At 69.0% G+C, this 20,924-nt stretch carries 18 protein-coding genes and 2 tRNA genes; 10 read left to right on the plus strand and 10 right to left on the minus strand.

Annotated elements, in window-relative coordinates:
- The coding region (locus ACFWY5_RS55675) for a hypothetical protein (protein ID WP_379627746.1) at positions 1-202 on the plus strand (202 nt) is incomplete at its 5' end.
- Positions 203-425: 223 nt separating this feature from the next.
- Here ACFWY5_RS55675 and ACFWY5_RS55680 read toward each other — a convergent pair.
- From ACFWY5_RS55680 to ACFWY5_RS55705, 6 genes are all read right to left on the minus strand, one after another.
- On the minus strand, positions 426-2,990 hold the full coding sequence (locus ACFWY5_RS55680) for a valine--tRNA ligase (RefSeq protein WP_379640041.1): 2,565 nt from the start codon (positions 2,988-2,990) through the stop codon (positions 426-428).
- Positions 2,991-3,082: 92 nt separating this feature from the next.
- Complete coding sequence (clpX, locus tag ACFWY5_RS55685) at positions 3,083-4,363, minus strand: ATP-dependent Clp protease ATP-binding subunit ClpX (RefSeq protein ID WP_184976099.1); 1,281 nt, start codon at positions 4,361-4,363, stop codon at positions 3,083-3,085.
- Positions 4,364-4,546: 183 nt separating this feature from the next.
- Positions 4,547-5,170: an ATP-dependent Clp protease proteolytic subunit gene (locus tag ACFWY5_RS55690; RefSeq protein ID WP_184976096.1), complete on the minus strand. Its 624-nt coding sequence runs from the start codon at positions 5,168-5,170 to the stop codon at positions 4,547-4,549.
- Between the two features lie 11 nt (positions 5,171-5,181).
- Positions 5,182-5,814, minus strand: coding sequence for a ClpP family protease (locus ACFWY5_RS55695; protein WP_184976093.1), 633 nt, complete (start codon positions 5,812-5,814; stop codon positions 5,182-5,184).
- Positions 5,815-6,206: 392 nt separating this feature from the next.
- Positions 6,207-7,589: a trigger factor gene (tig, locus tag ACFWY5_RS55700; protein WP_379627740.1), complete on the minus strand. Its 1,383-nt coding sequence runs from the start codon at positions 7,587-7,589 to the stop codon at positions 6,207-6,209.
- A 166-nt stretch (positions 7,590-7,755) separates the two neighbouring features.
- Positions 7,756-8,622: a helix-turn-helix domain-containing protein gene (locus tag ACFWY5_RS55705; RefSeq protein ID WP_379627737.1), complete on the minus strand. Its 867-nt coding sequence runs from the start codon at positions 8,620-8,622 to the stop codon at positions 7,756-7,758.
- 228 nt (positions 8,623-8,850) lie between these two features.
- Here ACFWY5_RS55705 and ACFWY5_RS55710 point away from each other — a divergent pair, with 228 nt between their 5' ends.
- Complete coding sequence (locus ACFWY5_RS55710) at positions 8,851-9,318, plus strand: ATP-binding protein (protein ID WP_379627735.1); 468 nt, start codon at positions 8,851-8,853, stop codon at positions 9,316-9,318.
- Positions 9,319-9,386: 68 nt separating this feature from the next.
- Here ACFWY5_RS55710 and ACFWY5_RS55715 read toward each other — a convergent pair.
- Positions 9,387-9,460: transfer RNA gene (locus ACFWY5_RS55715), tRNA-Pro, on the minus strand.
- An 89-nt stretch (positions 9,461-9,549) separates the two neighbouring features.
- On the opposite strand from ACFWY5_RS55715, the gene ACFWY5_RS55720 reads away from it, so the two are divergent.
- Both ACFWY5_RS55720 and ACFWY5_RS55725 read left to right on the plus strand, forming a co-directional pair.
- Positions 9,550-9,623: transfer RNA gene (locus tag ACFWY5_RS55720), tRNA-Gly, on the plus strand.
- A gap of 106 nt (positions 9,624-9,729) precedes the next feature.
- A complete protein-coding gene (locus tag ACFWY5_RS55725) occupies positions 9,730-10,338 on the plus strand; it encodes a uridine kinase (protein WP_379640043.1) in 609 nt (202 codons plus the stop codon).
- A 4-nt stretch (positions 10,339-10,342) separates the two neighbouring features.
- Here the strand turns inward: ACFWY5_RS55725 and ACFWY5_RS55730 are convergent, their stop codons facing one another.
- Positions 10,343-12,118 (minus strand): trypsin-like peptidase domain-containing protein, encoded by a 1,776-nt coding sequence (locus ACFWY5_RS55730; RefSeq protein ID WP_379640044.1) that lies wholly within the window; start codon positions 12,116-12,118, stop codon positions 10,343-10,345.
- A gap of 57 nt (positions 12,119-12,175) precedes the next feature.
- On the opposite strand from ACFWY5_RS55730, the gene ACFWY5_RS55735 reads away from it, so the two are divergent.
- The 6 genes from ACFWY5_RS55735 (at position 12,176) to ACFWY5_RS55760 (ending at position 19,280) form a co-directional block, all read left to right on the plus strand.
- Positions 12,176-13,048, plus strand: a complete 873-nt coding sequence (locus ACFWY5_RS55735) for an LLM class flavin-dependent oxidoreductase (protein ID WP_379640045.1) — start codon at positions 12,176-12,178, stop codon at positions 13,046-13,048.
- 47 nt (positions 13,049-13,095) lie between these two features.
- Entirely contained in the window at positions 13,096-13,656 is a 561-nt protein-coding gene (locus tag ACFWY5_RS55740) for an RNA polymerase sigma factor (RefSeq protein WP_379626327.1), read from the plus strand.
- Positions 13,653-14,690, plus strand: coding sequence for a CU044_5270 family protein (locus ACFWY5_RS55745; RefSeq protein ID WP_379640046.1), 1,038 nt, complete (start codon positions 13,653-13,655; stop codon positions 14,688-14,690). The genes ACFWY5_RS55740 and ACFWY5_RS55745 overlap by 4 nt, the downstream gene beginning before the upstream one ends.
- A gap of 380 nt (positions 14,691-15,070) precedes the next feature.
- Positions 15,071-15,631, plus strand: coding sequence for a hypothetical protein (locus tag ACFWY5_RS55750; protein ID WP_379626323.1), 561 nt, complete (start codon positions 15,071-15,073; stop codon positions 15,629-15,631).
- 2 nt (positions 15,632-15,633) lie between these two features.
- The gene (locus tag ACFWY5_RS55755) at positions 15,634-17,769 is read left to right on the plus strand and encodes a hypothetical protein (protein WP_379640048.1); all 2,136 of its coding nucleotides are present in this window, start codon (positions 15,634-15,636) and stop codon (positions 17,767-17,769) included.
- Complete coding sequence (locus ACFWY5_RS55760) at positions 17,745-19,280, plus strand: hypothetical protein (RefSeq protein WP_379640049.1); 1,536 nt, start codon at positions 17,745-17,747, stop codon at positions 19,278-19,280. The genes ACFWY5_RS55755 and ACFWY5_RS55760 overlap by 25 nt, the downstream gene beginning before the upstream one ends.
- 21 nt (positions 19,281-19,301) lie before the next feature.
- Here the strand turns inward: ACFWY5_RS55760 and ACFWY5_RS55765 are convergent, their stop codons facing one another.
- Together ACFWY5_RS55765 and ACFWY5_RS55770 are read right to left on the minus strand one after the other, a co-directional pair.
- Complete coding sequence (locus ACFWY5_RS55765; RefSeq protein ID WP_379640050.1) at positions 19,302-20,321, minus strand: RNA-binding protein; 1,020 nt, start codon at positions 20,319-20,321, stop codon at positions 19,302-19,304.
- A 195-nt stretch (positions 20,322-20,516) separates the two neighbouring features.
- Positions 20,517-20,885 carry a YciI family protein gene (locus ACFWY5_RS55770; RefSeq protein ID WP_379640051.1) on the minus strand — a complete coding sequence of 123 codons (369 nt, stop codon included), beginning with the start codon at positions 20,883-20,885 and terminating at the stop codon, positions 20,517-20,519.
- Positions 20,886-20,924: the final 39 nt, after the last annotated feature.

Genomic DNA, 20,924 nt, shown 5'->3' on the forward strand with positions numbered 1-20,924 from the left:
AGCAAAAACTCATCATATTCCAGACGAGGTGTTGCATGAAATACTTCATGCACTGGCTTTTAACACACTGTTGAGTTCTCAAGAAACGGACGCGTACTCCCCGATACTGCGAGAGGCGCACATTTCGTCTGCCTCTATTTTACCAGATCCAGATGACCCTGTCAAACCGGCCATCTGGGTGGATTTGAGGCAACCCCGCTAACTTACTCCAACATCCGGCACTTGTCCAATCAAGCGGACACAGCCGGAAACCCGGATCAGTCGTTGGGATGTTCAGAGCCTAGCAGCGTTCCGATGAGCTCCGAACCCGGAGGCTCATCGGGGCGTGCTCGCCCTGCGTTGAAAACTGTAGCAGCCCAACGCAGGTACAACGTCCAACTTCCCGGTAACGAATGAGTCTTCCCTCCATGCGTTACCGCCAAACATCACCCAGCCGGCAGGGCCGCGAGCTGTGCCTCCAGGCGCGCGATGTTCTCGCCGGACTGCGTCGCACGTGCCCTGACCTTGGCCACCACGTCCTCGGGAGCCTTGGCCATGAACTGCTCGTTGCCCAGCTTGGCCGACACCTGGGCGGCCTCCTTGCGCGCCACGGCGAGATCCTTCTCCAGGCGCTTGCGCTCGGCCACCACGTCGATGGCTCCGGCGGTGTCGATCTCAACGCTCACCCCGGTCACCGCGAACCGCGCGGTGGCGAAGAATCCGTCACCGGGCTCCTCCAGCCGCAGCAGCGACCGGATCGCGCCTTCCTGCGCGGCGAGAGCCGTACCGGAGAGACCGAGACGTGCGGCGACCCGCTGGCCCGGCCTGAGTCCCTGGTCGGAGCGGAAGCGGCGCACCTCGGTCACCAGCTCCTGGAGCGCGGTGATCTCGGCCTCAGCCTCCGGATCGCGATAGCGCGGGTCCGCGACCGGCCACTGGGCCACCATCACCGATGTGCCACCGGTGACCGCCCGCCACAACTCCTCGGTGACGAACGGGACCAGCGGGTGCAACAGCCGCAGCAACGCGTCGAACACATGGCCCAGGACCAGGCGGGTGCCCGTGCGCCCCTCCGCGATCTGGATCTTCGCCAGCTCCAGGTACCAGTCGCAGACCTCGTCCCACGCGAAGTGGTACAGCAGGTCGGAGACCTTGGCGAACTCGAACTCCTCGAACGCGGCATCGGCCGCCTCGATCGTGTGCTGCAGCCGGGACAGGATCCACCGGTCGGCCGCGGTGAGGTCGGCCGGGAGCTCCCCGACCGTGGCGCCGTTCATCAGCGCGAACCGGGTGGCGTTCCAGATCTTGTTGCAGAAGTTGCGCGAGCCGGCCGCCCACTCCTCGCTGACCGCCACGTCGGCGCCGGGATTGGCGCCGCGCAACAGCGTGAAGCGGGTCGCGTCGGCACCGAAGCGGTCGATCCAGTCGAGCGGATCCACCACGTTCCCGAAGGACTTGGACATCTTCTTGCCGTACTGGTCGCGCACCATGCCGTGCAGGGCGACCACCTGGAACGGCGGCTGCCCGTCCATGGCGTAGAGGCCGAACATCATCATCCTGGCGACCCAGAAGAACAGGATGTCGTACCCCGTCACCAGCACCGAGGTCGGGTAGAAGCGGGACAGGTCCGCGGTCTTCTCCGGCCAGCCCAGTGTCGAGAACGGCCAGAGCGCCGAGGAGAACCAGGTGTCCAGCACATCAGGATCCTGGACATACCCGGCAGGCGGCTGCTCGTCCGGACCCACGCAGACGACTTCGCCGGCCGGGCCGTACCAGACCGGAATGCGGTGACCCCACCACAACTGCCGGGAGATGCACCAGTCGTGCATGTCGTCGACCCAGTCGAAGTAGCGCTTGGCCAGCTCAGGCGGGTGGATGCGGGTACGCCCGTCGCGCACCGCGTCACCGGCCTCCTTGGCCAGCGGCCCCACGTTGACGAACCACTGCAGCGACAGCCGCGGCTCGACCACGGTCTTGCACCGCGAGCAGTGTCCGACCGAGTGCACGTAGGGCCGCTTCTCGGCGACGATGCGGCCTTCCGCGCGCAGGGCCGCCACGACGGCGGGCCGCGCCTCGAACCGGTCGAGCCCCTGGAACGGACCGTGGGCGGTGATGACGCCGTGCTCGTCCATGACGGTCAGCGACGGCAGCGAGTGGCGGCGGCCGATCTCGAAGTCGTTGGGGTCGTGGGCGGGGGTGACCTTGACCGCGCCGGTGCCGAAGGCCGGGTCGACGTGCTCGTCGGCGACGATCGGGATGCGCCGCCCGGTCAGCGGCAGTTCCACGTACGTACCGATCAAGTGGATGTAGCGCTCGTCGGCGGGATTGACCGCGACGGCGGTGTCGCCGAGCATCGTCTCGGCGCGCGTGGTGGCGACGACGACCTCGTCGGAGTAGCGGATGGAGACGAGCTCGCCGTCGTCCTCGCTGTGCTCGACCTCGATGTCGGACAGCGCGGTGTGACAGCGCACGCACCAGTTGATGATGCGCTCGGCGCGGTAGATCAGCCCGTCGTCGAAGAGCCGCTTGAAGATCGTCTGGACGGCGCGCGACAGGCCCTCGTCCATCGTGAACCGCTCGCGCGACCAGTCGACGCTGTCACCGAGCCGCCGCATCTGACCGAGGATCGCGCCGCCGGACTCCTCCTTCCACTGCCAGACCTTCTCCACGAAGGCCTGGCGGCCGAGGTCGTGCCGGGACAGGCCCTCCGCGCCGAGCTTGCGCTCGACGACGTTCTGGGTGGCGATGCCCGCGTGGTCCATGCCGGGCACCCACAGCGTTTCCTTGCCGCGCATCCGCGCGCGGCGCGCCAGCGCGTCCTGGATGGAGTGGTCGAGCGCGTGGCCGATGTGCAGCACGCCGGTCACGTTCGGCGGGGGCAGGACGATGGAGTACGGCTCGCGGGAGCTGCCCGGATCGGCGCGGAAGTGGCCTTCGGATTCCCAGCGTGAGTAGTTCCGGGTCTCGACGTCGGCCGGGGTGTACTGGGTAGGCAGCTCTGGCGTTGTCACGCGGCCAAGTTTAGTGCCGCCGTTGACGGGATCGTCTCCACATGGAGAAGCGCCCCACCGACCGGCGGGGCGCTTCGTCGTGCGGGGAAGTGCTAGGCCGACTTCTCGCGCGGCGGACGCTGCTGCTTGGCCAGTTGGTCACGCGGGACCAGCGTCGGGATCGCGTGCTCCAGCACGGACTCGCGGGTGATGACCACCCGGGCGACGTCCTGGCGGGAGGGCACTTCGTACATGACCGACAGCAGGACCTCTTCGAGGATCGCGCGCAGGCCTCGCGCACCGGTGCCGCGCAGGATCGCCTGGTCGGCGATGGCCTCCAGCGCGTCGTCGGTGAACTCCAGCTCGACGCCGTCGATCTCGAACAGCTTGCGGTACTGCTTCACCAGCGCGTTGCGCGGCTCGGTGAGGATCTGGATGAGCGCCTCGCGGTCGAGGTTGTGCACGCTGGTGATGACCGGCAGACGTCCCACGAACTCGGGGATCATGCCGAACTTCAGCAGGTCCTCGGGCATCACGTCGCCGAAGATGTCGACGGTGTCGACCTCTTCCTTCGAGCGGATGATGGCGTTGAAGCCGATGCCCTTCTTGCCGATGCGCGACTCGATGATCTTCTCGAGGCCGGCGAAGGCACCACCGCAGATGAACAGCACGTTGGTGGTGTCGATCTGGATGAACTCCTGGTGCGGGTGCTTGCGGCCGCCCTGCGGAGGAACCGAGGCTGTGGTCCCCTCCAGTATCTTCAGCAGCGCCTGCTGCACGCCCTCACCGGAGACGTCGCGGGTGATCGACGGGTTCTCGCTCTTGCGGGCGATCTTGTCGACCTCGTCGATGTAGATGATGCCGGTCTCGGCCTTCTTGACGTCGTAGTCAGCGGCCTGGATCAGCTTGAGCAGGATGTTCTCGACGTCCTCGCCGACATAGCCCGCCTCGGTCAGCGCGGTGGCGTCGGCGATGGCGAACGGCACGTTGAGCATCTTGGCCAGCGTCTGCGCCAGCAGGGTCTTGCCGGAGCCCGTGGGCCCGAGCAGCAGGATGTTGGACTTCGAGAGCTCTATGCCCTCGTCTCTGCCGCGGTCGCCGGACTGCACCCGCTTGTAGTGGTTGTAGACCGCCACCGAGAGGGCCTTCTTCGCCTGGTCCTGACCGATGACGTAGGCGTCGAGGAACTCGTAGATCTCCCTCGGCTTCGGCAGATTGTCCCACTTGAGTTCGGAGGACTCGGAGAGCTCCTCCTCGATGATCTCGTTGCAGAGATCGATGCACTCATCGCAGATGTATACGCCGGGACCGGCGATGAGCTTCTTGACTTGCTTCTGGCTCTTCCCGCAGAAAGAGCACTTCAGCAGGTCTCCCCCGTCGCCGATGCGTGCCACCCCAGATACTCCTTTGCGTGGGACCGCCCTGCTCCCAAGAGCAGTGTTTCCGGACTTCCTCCGGACTTGGCCGAACCGCTCAGGTTTCGACGTTACCGTCTTCTGGGCCCTCAGTGAGCCCCCTAGCGGCGAGTCGCACCGGAACGTGCCCTATTGGGCAGCGCTCCGGTGCCTCACATCACATCAGGAAGCTACGGCCTGTGCCCGCTTCTTCCTGGTCGGGATGATGTCATCGATCAGACCATACGCCTTTGCCTCTTCCGCGTTGAGAATTTTGTCGCGTTCAATGTCGCGGCGCACCTCGGCGGGCTCCTTGCCGGAGTGCTTCGCCACCATCTCCTCGAGGAGAGTGCGCATGCGAAGGATCTCGCGGGCCTGGACCTCGATGTCGCTGGCCTGGCCGCCGCCCTCGGTGGAGGGCTGGTGGATCAGGATGCGCGCGTTGGGCAGCGCCAGGCGCTTGCCCGGCGTGCCGCCCGCGAGCAACACCGCGGCGGCCGAGGCCGCCTGACCGAGGCAGATGGTCGAGATCTCCGGCCGGACGTACTGCATCGTGTCGTAAATCGCCGTCATCGCGGTGAAGGAGCCACCCGGCGAGTTGATGTAGATGCTGATGTCCCGGTCGGGGTCAAGCGACTCCAGCGTCAGCAACTGGGCCATGACGTCATTGGCCGACGCGTCGTCGATCTGCACGCCGAGGAAGATGATCCTGTCCTCGAAGAGCTTGTTGTACGGGTTCATCTCCTTCACGCCGTAAGACGTGCGCTCGACGAAGGAGGGGAGAACGTAGCGGCTCTGGATGTTCACTTCAGCTCCCCCTAGGAGACGGCGCCCGCGGAGGGCACCTGCCGTGCGTTGCGCACGACCTGGTCGATGAAGCCGTAGTCCTTGGCCTCCTCGGCCGTGAACCACCGGTCTCGGTCGGAGTCGGACTCGATCTGCTCCAGCGTCTGGCCGGTGTGCGCGGCGATCCGCTCGGCCAGCGTCTTCTTCACATAGAGCATCTGCTCAGCCTGGATGGCGATGTCGGCGGCGGTGCCGCCGATGCCACCGGAAGGCTGGTGCATCATGATGCGCGCGTGCGGCAGCGCGTAGCGCTTGCCCCTGGCGCCGGCCGACAGCAGGAACTGGCCCATGGAAGCGGCCAGGCCCATCGCCACCGTCGCGACGTCGTTCGGCACATACTCCATCATGTCGTATATCGCCATACCGGCGGTCACCGAGCCGCCAGGCGAGTTGATGTAGAGCCAGATGTCGCGGTCCGGGTCGTCGGCCGCGAGCAACAGGAGCTCCGCACAAATGCGGTTGGCGATCTCGTCGTTGACCTCCTGCCCGAGCACAATGATGCGCTCACGCAGCAGGCGCTGGTAAAGCTGGTCCTCAAGCCGGAAGGACGAGCCGTTCTCACGGCCTCGCGACTCGGGCTGATTGAAGGTCGGCGGGCTGGTCACAGCTTCACCTTCCGATGCGTCGTAACGATTGGCTTTGCTTGTGACCTTAACGCGCCCCGGCTAGCGGTCATGCCCCGTCTCCCCACCTGTTCGCTGTCGGCGCAGGTGGTTGGATGCCCATACTTTACGGCGCAGCCAGCTCAGCGCCTCCCACTTCAGCCAAGTTGCTCCCGATCTGCGGGCGCTTCTCACGTCGGACATGGTTCCCGCCGATACGACGCGCTCTTGACCGGTCTCCGTGCCCCACCCTGAGCCCGTCCGAAGGGCGCCGAGCCCACCGTCCACCTTCCCGCCGCCCGGCGCCCTCCTGCGCCCCTCCGGGCCGCCCCGCGGGCCCCGGAACGGCGAAAGCCCCCAACCGTGACGGCTGGGGGCTTTCGTGAGCCTTGGGATCAGGCGTCGGCCTTCTCCTCGGCCGGCGCGTCGGCCGGCTCCTCGACGACCTCTTCACCGTTGATCTCGGTGTAGATGGCCTTGAGGTCGATCTCGGCGCCCTCGGAGTCGACGATCTTGGCGGCGTCACCCACGACGGCCTTGGCCTTGTCGCGGACGATCTCGACCATGGCCAGCGTCAGCTGGTCGTTGTCGGCGAGGTGCTGGGCCAGCTGGTTGGGCTGGACGCCCATCTGCATGGCACGGCGGACGACGAAGTTGGTCAGCTCCTGCTCGGAGACGCCCAGCTCCTCCGCCTTGACGATCTTGTCGAGGACGAAGCCGGTCTTGATGGCCTTCGCGGAGTTGGTGTCGAACTCGGCGAAGCGCTCCTCCTCCGTCGTCTGGTACAGGCGGAAGAAGGCGTCGCGGCTGAGGCCGGACTCGGCGATCTGGTGGTCGAGGTTGTGCTTGCGGGAGTCGACCTCGGCCTTGAGCGCGCTGTCGGGGATCGGGATGTCGATCTTCTCCAGCAGGAGGTCGAGGGCGTTCTCGCGCGCCTGGACGACCTGGTCGACCAGCTTGTTGCGGCGGGCGGTCTCGCGGATGCTGTCCTTGAGCTCCTCCAGCGTGTCGAACTCGCTGGCGAGCTGCGCGAACTCGTCGTCGAGCTCGGGCAGCACCTTCTCCTTGACCGACTTGACGGTGATGATCACGTCAGCCTGCTCGCCGGCGTTGTCGCCGCCGACCAGCTCGGTGCCGAAGGTCTTCTCCTCGCCCGCGGACATGCCCACGAGCGCCTCGTCGAGGCCCTGGAGCACGGAACCGGCGCCGACCTCGTAGGAGACCTCGTTGGCCTGCTGCTCCTCGATGTTGTTGCCGTCGATCTCGGCGCGCAGGTCCATGACGACGAAGTCGCCGTCGGCGGCCGCGCGCTCGACGCCGGTCAGCGTCGCGAAGCGCTGGCGCAGGCCGTCGAGCTGCCCCTCGATGTCCTCGTCGGAGACCGTGGCGGCATCGACGGTCACCTCGGCGCCCGCGTAGTCGGGGACGTCGAAGTTGGGGCGGATGTCGACCTCGGCGGTGAACTCGATCTGCTCGCCGTCCTCGATCTTCGTGACCTCGATGTCGGGCTGGCTGACCGGGAAGACGTCGACCTCGTCGACAGCCTGGCCGTAGAGCTTGGGCACCGCGTCGTTGAGGGTCTCCTCCAGCACCACCGCGCGGCCGAAGCGCTGCTCGATGATGCGGGCCGGCACCTTGCCAGGACGGAAGCCGGGCACGCGGACCTGCTGCGCGACCTTCTTGTATGCCGCATCCAGGCTCGGGCGCAGCTCTTCGAACGGCACCTCGACAGTGAGCTTCACCCTGGTCGGGCTGAGCTCCTCGACAGCGGTCTTCACGGGGTGGTCTCCTTGATCAAGCTTCGAGTGATGCGCGGGCGCGTCCATTCGGTACGGCTCACGCGCCGCGCCCACATTGCGGCGCTGGGCATGCTCCGCTACGGCGGGATCCAACGCCGTTGGCCAGTCTAGGGCAGATGCGTACCCAACAACGACGTGACGGCGCTCAGAACTCGTCGGCGATCGTACGCAGCAGCTCCACCGTCTCGTCCGGGGTGGTGCTGACGGCGCACAGGCGCTCCATGACCTCGGTGTAGCGGTCGACGTCCTCTCGCTTGTCGAGGTAGAGCGCGCTGGCGAGTTGTTCCACGTAGACCACGTCGGGCAGCTCGCGGTCGGGGAAGCGCAGGATGCTGAACGCGCCGCCCTCGGCGCTGTGCCCGCCGAAGTCGAAGGGCATCACCTGGACGGTGATGTTGGGCTGGCGCATCTGCTCGATGAGGTGCTCCAGCTGGGCCCGCATGACCTCGGCGCCGCCGATGGGACGGCGCAGCGCCGCCTCGTCGATCACCGCCCAGAAGACCGGGCCGTCGGGGCGGTCGAGGACGCGCTGCCGTTCGAGCCGCACGTCGACGCGGCGGGAGATCTCCTCCGCGCTGATGCCGGCCGAACCGGCGGTCACCACCGCCTTGGCGTATTCCTTCGTCTGCAGCAGCCCCGGGACGAACTGCACCTCGTACGTCCTGATGCGCTCGGCGGCCTCCTCCAGCCCGACGTACGCCTGGAACCACGAGGGCAGGATGTCGTTGAAGCGGTGCCACCAGCCCGGCTCGTTGGCCGTGCTCACGAGGTCGAGGACGGCGGCACGGGCCTGGTTGTCGCTGACGCCGTAAAGGGTCAGCAGGTCGGCTACGTCGCGCTCCTTGAAGCCGACGCGGCCGAGCTCCATCCGGCTGATCTTGGATTCCGAGCCCCTGATCAGGTGGCCGGCCTCCTCACGCGTGACGCCCTTGCCCTCCCTCAGCCTGCGGAGCTGGGAGCCGAGGAGGATGCGCAGCGCCGTAGGTCCGGAACCCGGCTGGTTCTGCGTCACACTGCCTCCAATACGTCCGGACACACAGTGACATCCCTCCGCCGGGTATGACAAGGTCTCAACCCGGTGTCCGGTTCGGCATATCCGGCCGAAGCGCCCATGCGGTTGCACATTGCACATGCACGTGCATTTGGGTCTTGCAGCTACGCGCGTCGTGACCCATGATGGCCTAGTGCATATTGGGCCAAACATGCACTAACCGATGGGCAAGCGGGAGGTAGCGGCGGGATGGTGGAGGACCCCCTGGCCACTGCCGACTGCCTGCAGATCACTCGCGAGGTCGGCTTCGACAGCCTGCTCAGCCGGGCCCATCCGTACACCACCTCGTGCCCGCTCCCCTTTCAGGCCGATTCGGTCAAGACCGCGCGTGACGTCACCCGCGACACCCTGCACAACTGGGGACTGGCCGAACTGAGCGACGACGCCGCGCTGGTGGTCTCCGAACTCGTCACCAACGCCGTCCGCTACACCCGCGGCCACCACGGGCTCACCCTGCTGCTGATGCGCGTCGCCCCCCACGTCCTGCTGGCGGTGGCCGACCCGAGCGACGAGGTGCCCACCCGCAAGGAGCCCGACTTCATCTCGGAGAACGGCCGCGGCCTCTACATCGTCGAGACCTACAGCCAGTGCTGGGGTTGGGATCCGCTGGCCAGAGGCGGCAAGGCCGTCTGGGCCCTGTTTCGCACCGAACCCTGATCCCTGGTTCAGACCTGACGAAGGCCGCTCCCGTTTCCGGTGAGCGGCCTTCGCGCTGTTCAGGCAAGTCGGGGCGACAGGATTTGAACCTGCGACTTCTTGCTCCCAAAGCAAGCGCGCTACCAAGCTGCGCCACGCCCCGCCGCGCCCGGTGCGCAAGCTCCCCGAGACTCCGGTACGCTTACGCCCTGACGACCGGATGAAGTCTAGACCAGACTTGGACCGGCTCGCGCGGACGTAGCTCAATGGTAGAGCCCTAGTCTTCCAAACTAGCTACGCGGGTTCGATTCCCGTCGTCCGCTCCACCTGCGAAAGGCCGGGCTCAGCCCGGCCTTTCGGCGTTCCGGGCCTCGGGTGAGATCGAGGGGTGCCGCCCGGGTTCGGGAAGGGCGCGGGCACTAGGGTCATGGCATGGGGGTGCGGCCGATCTCGCCGGAGTCGCTGGTCGAGGAGCTGGTTCGGCGCGTCGTGGAGTTGCCCCGGGACGCGCCCGCGCGGGTGATCGTGGACGGGGCGCCCGCCGCCCGGCCGGACGGCTACGCGGACGCGCTGGCGGAGCCGCTCCGTGTGCTGGGGCGGCCGGTGATCAGGGTGTCGGCCTGGGACTTTCTGCGGCCCGCCTCGCTTCGGCTCGAATTCGGCAGGACCGATCCCGACTCCTTCTACGACGACTGGCTGGATGTGAAGGCCATCGCCAGGGAGGTCTTCAACGGCTCCGGCCAGGTGCTCCCCCGGCTCTGGGACAGCGTGGCCGACCGGGCGTTTCGCGTGCCGTACCAGACGGTGCCGCCGGGCGGGGTGGTGGTGCTGGACGGGACGCTGCTGCTCGGCCGGGGGCTGGCGGCCGAGCTGAGCGTGCATCTGTGGATGTCCGCGGCGGCGCTGGAACGGCGCGCCGGCGCGGAGGAGCGGTGGCGGCTGCCCGCTTATGAGCGGTACGAGCGGGAGGTCGGGCCGGTGCGGGCGGCGGACGTCGCGGTCAAGGTGGATGATCTTCGGCATCCTGCCTTGCTTGAATGACGACCTATGTGAGGTGGCGTAGCAGGGATCGGGCCACGTGCGGGTGGGACAGGTATTCGGCCACGTCGTGGGAGCGTTGGAGCGGGTTGTCGACGGCGCGTTCGTCCACCTGTCCCTTCCAGTCGTCCTCCAGCGGGCAGCCGATGCTCACCGGGTCCGACTGCGACCAGACGTTGAGCCACTGGCCGGCCCGGTCGGGGCGGTGCGGGCCGCCCGACAGCAGGCGGCCCTGGACGGCGTCCAGGCCCAGCGGGCTGCCCAGGGTCACCAGGAGCGGGACCTCCAGCGCGGCCGGCAGGCGGGTGAGCAGGTCCATGGCGACGACGGTGCCGAGGCTGTGGGCGACGAGGACCACCTGGCCGGAGGCCGGGAGGGTGCGTTCGACGCTGGCCAGTACGGCCTGCCGTACCGAGGAGTCGTCAAGATAGGCGGCCACGTCGCGGAAGACGGCGGCGATCAGGAGGTGGTCGAGGTTCGTGGCGGAGGCCAGCCAGGACAGGGCGCCCTGGACGCCGGTCAGCAGCCCCTCGCGGCGGCCGTCGGCGGGGCGGCCGGCGAGCGCGGCGGCCTCGCCGATGAGCTGCTCGTAGACGACGCGGGTGGTCGGGGAGGCGGGGATCAGGGACTCCCGCGGCTCGGTGAGGGTGTCGCCGTAGAAGGGGAACCACACGTCGGCGGGTTCCACGGTCGGCAGGCCGGCGAGGGTGAGGCCCTTGTTGAGCCCGGCGATCCACTCGCGGCGCATGGTCTGGGGGTCTCGGCCCGTCTGGCCCCGGCCGTGGAGGAAGACGAGGTGGCGGGTGCCGCCGAAGGCTGAGGGGCGGGCGGGCGCGCCGGCCTGCCGTACCGGCGCGATCGACTCCGCGGCGAGCGGGGCGGCGCCCAGCTCGGACAGCAGGCCGGCGGGCAGGCCGGACAGGATGGAGCTGACGCGGACGCCCTCGTTGGCGATCCAGGCGCCGTCCTCGCCGGGGACGCCGGAGTGGTGGAGGGCGACGACCTCCCACTGGTCGTTGAAGACGGGCGAGCCGGAGCTGCCCGGTTCGGTGTCGGCGCTGTAGTGGAGGAAGTGGTCGAGCTGCATGGTCAGCTCGTTGCGGCGGATGGTGATCTCCTTGAGCCGGCCGTTGGGGTGGCCGACGAGGTTGACCGGCTCGCCGGTGACGATCTTGCCCTGGCGGGCCATCAGGCGGTTCCAGCCGTACAGGTCGCCGGCGGTCCTGCCGTCGGCGGCGGGGACGACGCGGACGAGCGTGTAGTCGAGCTCCTCGTCGGTGACGAACGCCGCCGACGGGTCGAGGCGGAAGCGGGTCCAGGCGGGCGGGTCGTTGTCGATGCTCATCTCGGCGCCGAACTCGACCTCGGCCTCGCCCGCGCTGTCCTGGTCGGGCAGCACGTGGTTGTTGGTGAGCAGCAGCGAGGGCGCGACCAGGAAGCCCGTCCCGACGGGGATGGCGCGGCCGTTGGAGCCCTGGGTGATGCGGCCCACGGAGGTGATGGCCCGCGCTCCCCTGGCCAGGAAGTTGGCGGGCTGGAAGTCGGCCGAGACGCCGACGATGCGTTCGAGCAGGCGGTCGGGGCTCTGCTCCGAGAGGCGTTCCACGGTGGCGACGGAGACGGTTCCGTGCTGGACGAGCCGCTCGGCCCTGGCGGTCACCTGGTCGGCGTCGTCCACGATGTGTTGCCCGGTCTGCTCCCGGCGGCGCTGGATGCGCGCGCGGTCATCCCGCTTGCTCGCGTATCGCGCCGCCGCTGCCCGGGTCTGTGACATGGCGTCCATGAGGCCACGGTGAGCCCGTCCCCGGCCGGGCGCATGAGTAGTCCCATACTCAGAGTCATGACGGACTTCGGGTATTTCCTGGTGCCGAACAGCGCCGATCCCCTCATTGAGTACGCGCGACTGGCCGACCGGCTCGGCCTTGACCTGATCGGCGTGCAGGACCATCCCTACCAGCGCCGGTACGTGGACACCTGGACCCTGCTCAGCGTCATCGCGGCCAAGACGGAGCGGATCACGGTCTTCCCCGACGTGGCGAACCTGCCGTTGCGCCACCCCGCCGTGCTGGCCAAGGCGGCGGCGAGCCTCGACCTGCTGAGCGGCGGCCGGGTGGAGCTCGGGCTTGGGGCCGGTTCGTTCTGGGACGCCATCGACGCGTACGGCGGGCCGCGCCGTACACCCAAGGAGGCGCTCGGCTCGCTGGAGGAGGCGATCACGGTGATCAGGGCCGTCTGGAGCGGCGAGCGCAACCAGCGCTTCGAGGGCGAGCACTACCACCTGCGCGGCGCCCAGACGGGACCGGCGCCCGCGCACGACATCGGCATCTGGGTGGGTTCCGGCGGGCCGAAGGCGCTCGCGCTGACGGGGCGTCTGGCCGACGGCTGGGTGCCGTCGTCGGGGTGGGCGACGCCGGATCGGCTGCCCGAGATGAGCGCCCGCGTCGACGAGGCGGCGCGGGCGGCGGGCCGCGAACCGTCCGACATCCGGCGTGTCTACAACGCGGGCGGCACCATTACGGGCGGCGCGGCGGAGGGGTTTCTGAAGGGGCCGGCCGAGCAGTGGGTGGACGAGCTGACGGATCTGGCGGTCGGGCACGGTATCGACGCGTTCGTCTTCTGGCCGGAGGGCGATCAGCGGGAGCAGCTCACGCGCTTCGCCGAGCAGGTGGTGCCCGCGGTTCGTGAGCAGGTGGCTCTGGAACGACAGGGCTGACGCAGGACGCCGACACTGCGAGGTGGGCGGCTGCCACATTCCGCAAGGTGCCGGACATTTACCAGATGTCCGGCACCTTGCGGCAAGGAGACCTTGTGACATACCGAGATCGCTTCGAAGCGGTCTATGACGCGTATTACCCGGCGATACATCAGTACGCCGTCCGGCGCACCGGTTCCCCCGATGACACGGCCGATGTCATCTCCGAGACGTTCCTCACCGCCTGGCGGCGCATCGGCGACGTACCCGAGGGCGAGGAGGCGCTGCTGTGGCTGTACGGGGTGGCCCGTCGCGTGCTGGCCAACCAGCAGCGCGGCGAGATGCGCAGAGCCGTGCTGACCGAACGGCTGCGCGCGGAACTGGCAGCCGACCGGCCGGTCGAACAGGTCGATCTGGACCATGTTCGCGCCGCCTTCGACGGGTTGCCTGAACGTGACCGCGAGGTCTTGGCGCTGGCCTGCTGGGAGGGCCTGACCAGCCGGCGGATCGCCAAGGTTTTGGGATGTACGGCCATCGCCGCCCGGACCCGGCTGCATCGGGCTCGCAAACGGATGGCGGCGGCGCTGGAGCGGCAGGCGTCCTTGACGATCGCGATGGGGGAAGCATGAGCGACATCGACAACCTGGTGAGGGCCATCGACCCGGCACCGCACGCGCCGGATCAGGGGCCCGGCGCGCGCGAGCTGCGTGCGGCGATCATGGCGACCCAGGCGCGCCCGCACCGGAAGGTCCGGCGTCTGCCGTGGCGGGCCGGCGCCATCGGCCTCGCAGCGGCAGCGGCAGCCGCGGCGGTCTTCGTCGGCCAGGTCAGCTTCACCGCATCGCCCTCGCCCACACCCGGCGGCACCTCCCTGTCGGGCACGTCGATCCTGCTGGCCGCCGCCGCCAAGGCCCGAGCCGCCCCGGAAGGCGCCTACTGGCGTCTCAAGGAGCTGTACGTGGGCTCGGCGGGACCGTACGGCCAGAACGGCAACACCTACCGTCTGGAAACGTCATACCTCTCGGAGAGGTGGGTGGCCAAGAACGGCCGAGGCTGGATCGGCCGCAGGCAGCTTGCCGTACGCCCGCTGGACCTGGACGCATGGCGCCGGGACGGCTCGCCGGCCGAATGGGAGATGGGGAAGGACGGCGGCGTCTACTCCACCTCGCCCGGTGAGGGCACGCTCACTCGGCTCAAGGGCGAGCAGAGGCTCTACTGGAGTGCCAGGCCCATGACCCTGAAGGAGATCGGGGCGCTGCCCGCCGACCCCGAAGCCCTGAAGAATCGGGCCGCTGAGGCGATCCTCAGGGATCGGGATTTCGCCGGTTCGGTGGAGGACGGCCTGCCGCCCACCCTGGCAGCACTCCTGTACCAGCTGCCCGCCTCCCCACAGGTGCGCGGCGCCGCCTACCAGGCGCTGGCGACGCTGCCCGCGGTGCGGGTCGAAGGCCGGACCACCGATCCGCGGGGGCGGCCGGGCGTCTCCGTGACCTTCCCGATCCAGCGGGGCCAACCCACCCGGGGCAGACTGATCATCGACCCCGACACCTCCAAGGTGCTGGCCTACGAGGTCACCGGCCTGCCGAAGAAGGGCGGCCGGGTCGAGGTGGTGCTGGAGTCCGGCTGGACCGACACCCGGCCATCCCCGCCCACCGCCGGGTGAAGCCCGCCGCCCTGATGCGAGTTCGACTACATAACGTCGGCTTTCTCGGGGTACGGCCCAGCGAGGTGAGGCAGCAGCAGAGCGCCGGCCAGGTGATCGGGTACATGGGCGCGCTGACGGCCAGGGTGGCGGGCTCGATCTTCAACCTGCCGGAGAAGATGGCCGGCCGGCGCCCAAGCACGTCGACATCGCCAAGGTGCTGCCGCTGACGTACGCGGCAGCACTCGCGATGATGATCATGATAGGTCTGCTCGTCTACGCCGACCTGGTCAACCCGCTCACACTCACGAACTGACGGACCGGTTCAGGCGGTTCGTATAGGTGGTCCCCGCGGGGAATCTCTGGTGTGCTGACGGCACAGCGCACGCGAGGAGACTGGCATGGCGGATCCGGTGACGTTGGCCGCGCTGAGCGCGGTGGCGTTGAGCGAGGGCATCAAGTTTCTGTACGACCAGGCGGCCGAGCTGATCAGGCGCCGCAGGGAGCGGAAGGACGCGGCGGCGCAGGTCGAGATCGAGGCCCCGGCGGGAGTCCTGGCCGAGCAGGCCACGCCCCTGGTGGCCGACCTGGACAAGGTGGCGGACCTGGAGGCGCGGCTGATCGAGGCCAGGCGGGCGCTGACGGTGTACCTGGCCGGTGACGAGTTCGCCAAGCCGGTGGACCCGGCCGACAAGGAGCTGACGCAGGCCGCCAACCACCTGCGTACCCTGCTCGGACAGGTCTTCGGCCGGGAGCTGGTCTTCGCGGGCGAGACGTCCGGCGGGCCCCACATCGTCGGCGCGGCCAAGCTGACCGGTGACGTGGCGGGCGAGGTGGCCGGAGCCCGGGTGAAGGGTCTGTCAGGGGGAACCGTTCACGGCCAGGCCGAGGTCCAGGGGACGGTCCTGCCGGGCGGTTCGCTGTCGGGCGCGGATGTGACGATCTCCGGATCGGAGGGCTGAGCGTGGCCGTCGCCGGGGCGCAGCTTCCCGAGAACACGATTCTGCGGGCGAGTGTGCTGGACTCGGTCGAGGCATGGCTGTCGGAGCAGGGCGAGCCCGTGTTCCTGGTGACCGGGTCTCCCGGATGCGGCAAGACGACGCTCGTCCGGGAACTGGCGCACCTCCACGGCGGAGGCCTGGCCGAACCCGGCCGGTATCCGGGCATCCGGGTCGTCCTGCTCGCGCGGCCGTACTTCTGCGCGATGAGCGGCGCCGAGGCGAGCCTTGATCCGATCGACTTCGTGAAGGCCCTGTCCGAGTCGCTGGCCGAGCTCGTCCCCGGGTTCGCCGACGCGCTGGTGCGCGAGATCGCCGAGCCGGGCATGACGATCAGCAACCGGGCCGACGTCACCGTGGGCTCGGTGGCCTCCGGCGGCAGGGTGACCGGAATCTCGGTCACGATCGAGCGCGGGATGCCCGCCCGCCGCGCTTTCGGTCTGCTGGTACGCAGGCCGCTGCGGCAGGTGGCCGCCCCCGGGACCGTCCTGGTGGCCGTCGACGACCTGAGCGCCGCCTACACCTACGATCCGGAAGACAACATCGCCGCGCTGCTGGGCACGGTCGCTCAGGGGCCGGGGTCGGGCCTGCCGCCGTGGCTGCGGTTCCTCTGCACCAGCCGCCCGGATCCGATCGCGCTGCGGCTGCTGCCGGAGGCGGCCGTTCAGCTCGATCGGACGGCCGACACGGACCTGCGGGACTACCTTCGCCTCAGGCTCGCCGACGTCGCCCACCGGCAGAGCTGGATCGACCATCTGTCCCGGCTCGGCGGCCGGAACTTCCTGTACGCCTACCACATCGTGAACGACCTGCTCCGCGATCCCGCGGTGTTCGCCCGGCACCCCGAGACGGTTCCATTGCCCAGGACGCTGGCCGGCCTGTACCGGCAATGGATGCACAGCGGGCTGCGCAAGAACGAGCGGGAGTGGCGCCGCCGGTTCAAGCCGATTCTGGGGGCGCTGGCCGTCGCCCGGGGCACGGGCCTGACGTTGGACGAGTTGTCGGGTGTGACGGGGCTGCCCGGCGACCAGGTCGCCGAGATCCTGGACGACTGCGCGCAGTACCTCCGCGGAGACGGCGATCACGGGCCGGTCCAGCTCTATCACGACACGTTCCGCGAGTACCTGACCGAGGATCGCCAGCTCAGCATCGCGGACGCGCATCGTGGCGTCATCGAGTACTTCCGCGCGGCGTGCGGCGGGGACTGGCTCAAGAGCGCGCCTTACGCCCGCGCTTACGCGGCCGAGCACGGGGCCGCCGTGGGCCTGCTGGGCGAGCTCATGTCCGACGCCTCGTTCCTGGTCGCCGCCGAGCCTGCCGGGCTGCTGCACGCGCTGCCCGGCAGCGACGCCCACGACCTGGCGGAGGCCGAGACCTACCGGCGCGCCCTGGCGATGTACGCGGGCGACGATCCGGCCGAGCGGGCGGCGTACCTGGAATATGCGGCGATGTTGTGCTCGGCCCAGCCGGTGCTGGCCCGGGTGCTCGCGCTGGGACTGGCCCAGCCGTGGTGGCCCCTGCTGGGCTACATGCTGCGGACCCGGCCGCGCCGGCTCGTCGCCCAGCCGCCCGGCGGGGTGGTGGGGATGGCGACGTTCAAGGTGGCCGGACGGGCGGTGGTGGCGACCGCCTCCTATCACGGGGAGCTGCACCTGTGGGACCTGCGCAGCGGAACTCCGCTCAGCGGTCCTATCGCCCTGGGCTTCCGTGCCGTGCACGTCGCCGCGGGCGGGGCCGAGGAGGATCCGGTCCTGCTGGTGTCCGACGGCACCCGGCTGGCGGCGGTCGATCCCGCCTCGGCGGAGCCGGTCGGCGAGTTCGCCGCCGATGGCGGCTCGATGATCACGGCGCTGGCGGCCGACACCTCCCGGGTGGCCCTGGGCCGGGGAGACGGCCGGGTCGAGCTCTACGACCTGGTGTCCCGTACCCGCATCGAGGTCCGGGCCGCGCACTCCGGGCCGGTCCTCAGCCTGGCCCTGGCCGAGGAGTTACTCCTGTCGGGTGGAGCGGACGGCAGGCTGCGCCCCTGGCAATGGACCGGCCAGAGCCTGGAACCGGCCGGTACGGCGCGGTCCACGTGGCGGCGGATCCGGAAGGCATGATCCTGGTGGCCGGGTCGAGCGAGGGGACCTTCGTCATCGACGCCGACGTCATGCCCGGCGGCGCGGCGTTCCCCCGGCAGCACAGCTGCGGTGGCGCGATCACCACGCTGGACCACTCCGACGGGTCCGGTGGCATCCACTCGACCACGTGGCGGAGTGACTTCGGAGCCCCGGAAGACACCTACGAAGCCGTCGTGGGCCGGACCATCGCCCTGATTCGCGAAAGCAGCCCCGCCGCCGGTGACGTGATCGACGTACGCGGCGGTGTCTGCGACGCGCACGCGGCGATGATCGGCGGCCGGGTGATGGCCGCCACCGGCTGCGGCGCGGGCGGGGTCATCCTCACCTGGGCGTCGCCGGGAGCGGAGGACACGTGGGACACCGTGATCGTGGAGGAGTTCCCGGAATCCGTGGACGCGGTGCGCCTGACGGAGGTGGACGGTTCACCCGTCCTGCTGTGCGGCGTGGCCGGGGACACGGGAGGCGTGTTCGAGTGGCGGCTCCGGCCGGACGACGAGGAACCGCTGCCGCCCAAGCGGGGTGAGCTCAGGGGCACCGTCGACAGGGCTGTGGCCTTCACTGCTGCCGGTCGCGTCGCCGTCTCCGCCCTGATCAGTACGAAGGAGCAGGACGAGGTCACCGCTGTCCTGATCACCTGGGGTCTCGCGGACGGGCAGCCGCTCGCCGAGCCGGTGTCCTTCCAGGACGTCACCCTGCTCGATGTCGCCGCCGCCGTGATCGACGGCCATGACACGCTCGTCGTGGCCGGTCACCACAACGGCGAGGAGGGCGGCGGCATCCTGTTCTTCGCGGACATGCGGACCGGGGAAGTGACCACGATGGAGTTTCCTGAGCTGCAGGTCGCCGGGGCCGTGACGGTGACAAGCACCGAACCGCTGGAGATCGTCGTCGGGGGCTTTCCCACGGAGACGGACAAGGACGTTCATCTGTGGCGGCTGCGCCTCGGGGACGGGCCCGGTCGCTGGCACGTCACGGCCATCGCCGACCCGCCCTGGCCCGGTGGCCAGGACGGCGGGGAGATCGCCGTGGGACGGCTCCGCACCCTCGGCGGGCGTACGCTGTTCACGTGTCTGTCGGAGGGGATCAACTCCGTCTGGGAGCTCAGGGGTGACGCCGGACCCGCCCGGCTGGTGGCGTGGAGCCAGAGCGACACGCTCCCCGCGCTCGCGGACTCGGCGGACGGCCCGGTCCTGCTGTGGCCGGAAGACCACCGCCTGGTCGCCCACCTGTTCGACCAGCCGGGTGCGCCGGAGAAGCGGGAGCTTGAACTGACCCCGCTGCCCGCGGAGATCACCGCGGTCGCCGCGCACGACCTGAGCGAACTGCTGGTCGTGGCCGGAGCGGACGGGACGCTGGGAGTCTGGAAGGACGGCGCTACCGAGGCGGAGAAGGTCATTCAGCTGGGCACGCAGATCACGGAACTCGAGTTCGTCCCGCCCGGCGTGGTGGTCGTGACCACGGCCAACGGGGTGGTGACGCTGGCCGTCTAAAACGATCTGCCTTGTTCGGGCTCAGGGCGTCCAGCGTGCGCGGAGCACTCCGTCGGGGTCGGGCAGCACGGCGGCCATCAGTGGTTGGCGCTCGTCCTCGTCGCGGGAAAGGGCCAGGATTGCGCGGGCGTCAGTCAGTTTGGCGCGCAGTGCCGGGTAGTGGGTTTCATCGACTTTCAGGCTGCTGATGTGCCCTTGTGGGTTCTGCCAGACGACTTCGGTGAGCCCCTCGCCGGGTAGAGCGGCAAGGGCCGCGTCCACGTCTGTTGATAGATCAGGCCAGATCAGCAGCCTGGCTCTGGGGGTGAGCCGGCTCCGTGTCGCGGTGACCTCATCAATGGTCGTGATCCGGTGCCAGCGTGAGGCGTTATGGACGTAGCCCTCCTCCAGCAACGCCGCGCCGCCTCGGCTGATGAGGGTTTCCAGTTCGGCCCAGAACGTTGTGTCGGCCGGACGTCGTCGTGCGAGATCCTCCTCGTCGAACTCCGGGTCGTACGGCGACCGGCTGATGGGTTCGACGAAGAGCCCGCGCTGGTGGGTCAACGTCATCGCGTGCGTGCATGGGAGCGCACTGCCGACATAGACGTACTGGTCGTAGCCGACGTGGACGAAGAATCGGTCCTCCGCCTCAAGGCGGCACCAGGCACCGTTGTCGCGCAGCATTGCCCGTACCAGTTCCAGGGCGACAGCCATCGGCACCAGCGCGCCGTCGTGGTAACCGACCAGGTCCGTGGGGAACAGCCCCGCCAAGCCGTGCCCGTCGATCGGGGCTTCTGCTCCGAAGCTGACGAAGCCGGCAACCTCGGGTTCCCGGATGGTGAGGTGGCGGATGCCGGTTTCTTCGGCGAAAGCGGATACGGCTGCCAGGTAGGCCGCTTCCACCGTCCCGTGGTCGCTGCACACGTCCTCGGGACCGACGTACGAGCCCCGGTCGTCGCGGTCCGCCGGGTCGTACTTGGTGACCCGGTAGACGTAGAGCACTTTGTCATGGGCCTGGGGTGAGAATGCCGGCGAGCCGGTACTGGCCTTGGGAATGTTCACGCCCCCATCTTGGCGGCGGTCTGGGCTCCCCTCGATTCTCCTGCTTGCCCGGATTGTGGATCTCTTGCCATGGTTGTGCGGCCGCATGCCGCCGAGGCGACGGCATGCGAATCGGCGGTCCTGATCAGAACCAGATGCTTCTGACCGCTGCTCGTGCGTGCATCGGACCCTCCGGGTGCTGACCCGGCCGGACCGTCAGGCGGGGGGTGCCTCCTGGAGGGCGCGTACCTCGATCCTGCTTCGCAGTGCCCGCGAGGCCTGCTTGGTCCATTCGATCGCGACGTCGTCGTTTTCCGCCTCGATGATCCAGAAGCCGCCGAGGTACTCCTTGGCCTCGACGAAGGGGCCTGGGGTAAGGATGGGGCTGTCGCCGGAGTAGTCCACCGTGGTCGCGCTGGACGGGGGCTGCAGGCCTCCGGCGGACACGAACGCGCCCGCCTCCACAAGGGCGGTGTTGAACGCATCGACCTCGGCCATCATCTGCTGCAGTTCCGCGGGGTCCATGCTCTCCATCGTCGGCTCCTCGGCGGAGTCGTGGGGGAGGCTCAGAAAGTACTTCGTCATTGTCGTCTCCTCGTTGGCGTTGCGGCCGCTGTCCGAACG

The sequence above is a fragment of the Nonomuraea sp. NPDC059007 genome (assembly GCF_042740555.1).
GTDB lineage: Bacteria > Actinomycetota > Actinomycetes > Streptosporangiales > Streptosporangiaceae > Nonomuraea.

Excerpts from the sequence above, each read along its gene's own strand:
- ACFWY5_RS55710 (WP_379627735.1), top strand. The coding sequence starts at position 8,851 with ATGGTGGAGGACCCCCTGGCCACTGCCGACTGCCTGCAGATCACTCGC.
- ACFWY5_RS55725 (WP_379640043.1), top strand. The coding sequence starts at position 9,730 with ATGGGGGTGCGGCCGATCTCGCCGGAGTCGCTGGTCGAGGAGCTGGTT.
- ACFWY5_RS55730 (WP_379640044.1), bottom strand. The coding sequence starts at position 12,118 with ATGGACGCCATGTCACAGACCCGGGCAGCGGCGGCGCGATACGCGAGC.
- ACFWY5_RS55735 (WP_379640045.1), top strand. The coding sequence starts at position 12,176 with ATGACGGACTTCGGGTATTTCCTGGTGCCGAACAGCGCCGATCCCCTC.
- ACFWY5_RS55745 (WP_379640046.1), top strand. The coding sequence starts at position 13,653 with ATGAGCGACATCGACAACCTGGTGAGGGCCATCGACCCGGCACCGCAC.
- ACFWY5_RS55750 (WP_379626323.1), top strand. The coding sequence starts at position 15,071 with ATGGCGGATCCGGTGACGTTGGCCGCGCTGAGCGCGGTGGCGTTGAGC.
- ACFWY5_RS55770 (WP_379640051.1), bottom strand. The coding sequence starts at position 20,885 with ATGACGAAGTACTTTCTGAGCCTCCCCCACGACTCCGCCGAGGAGCCG.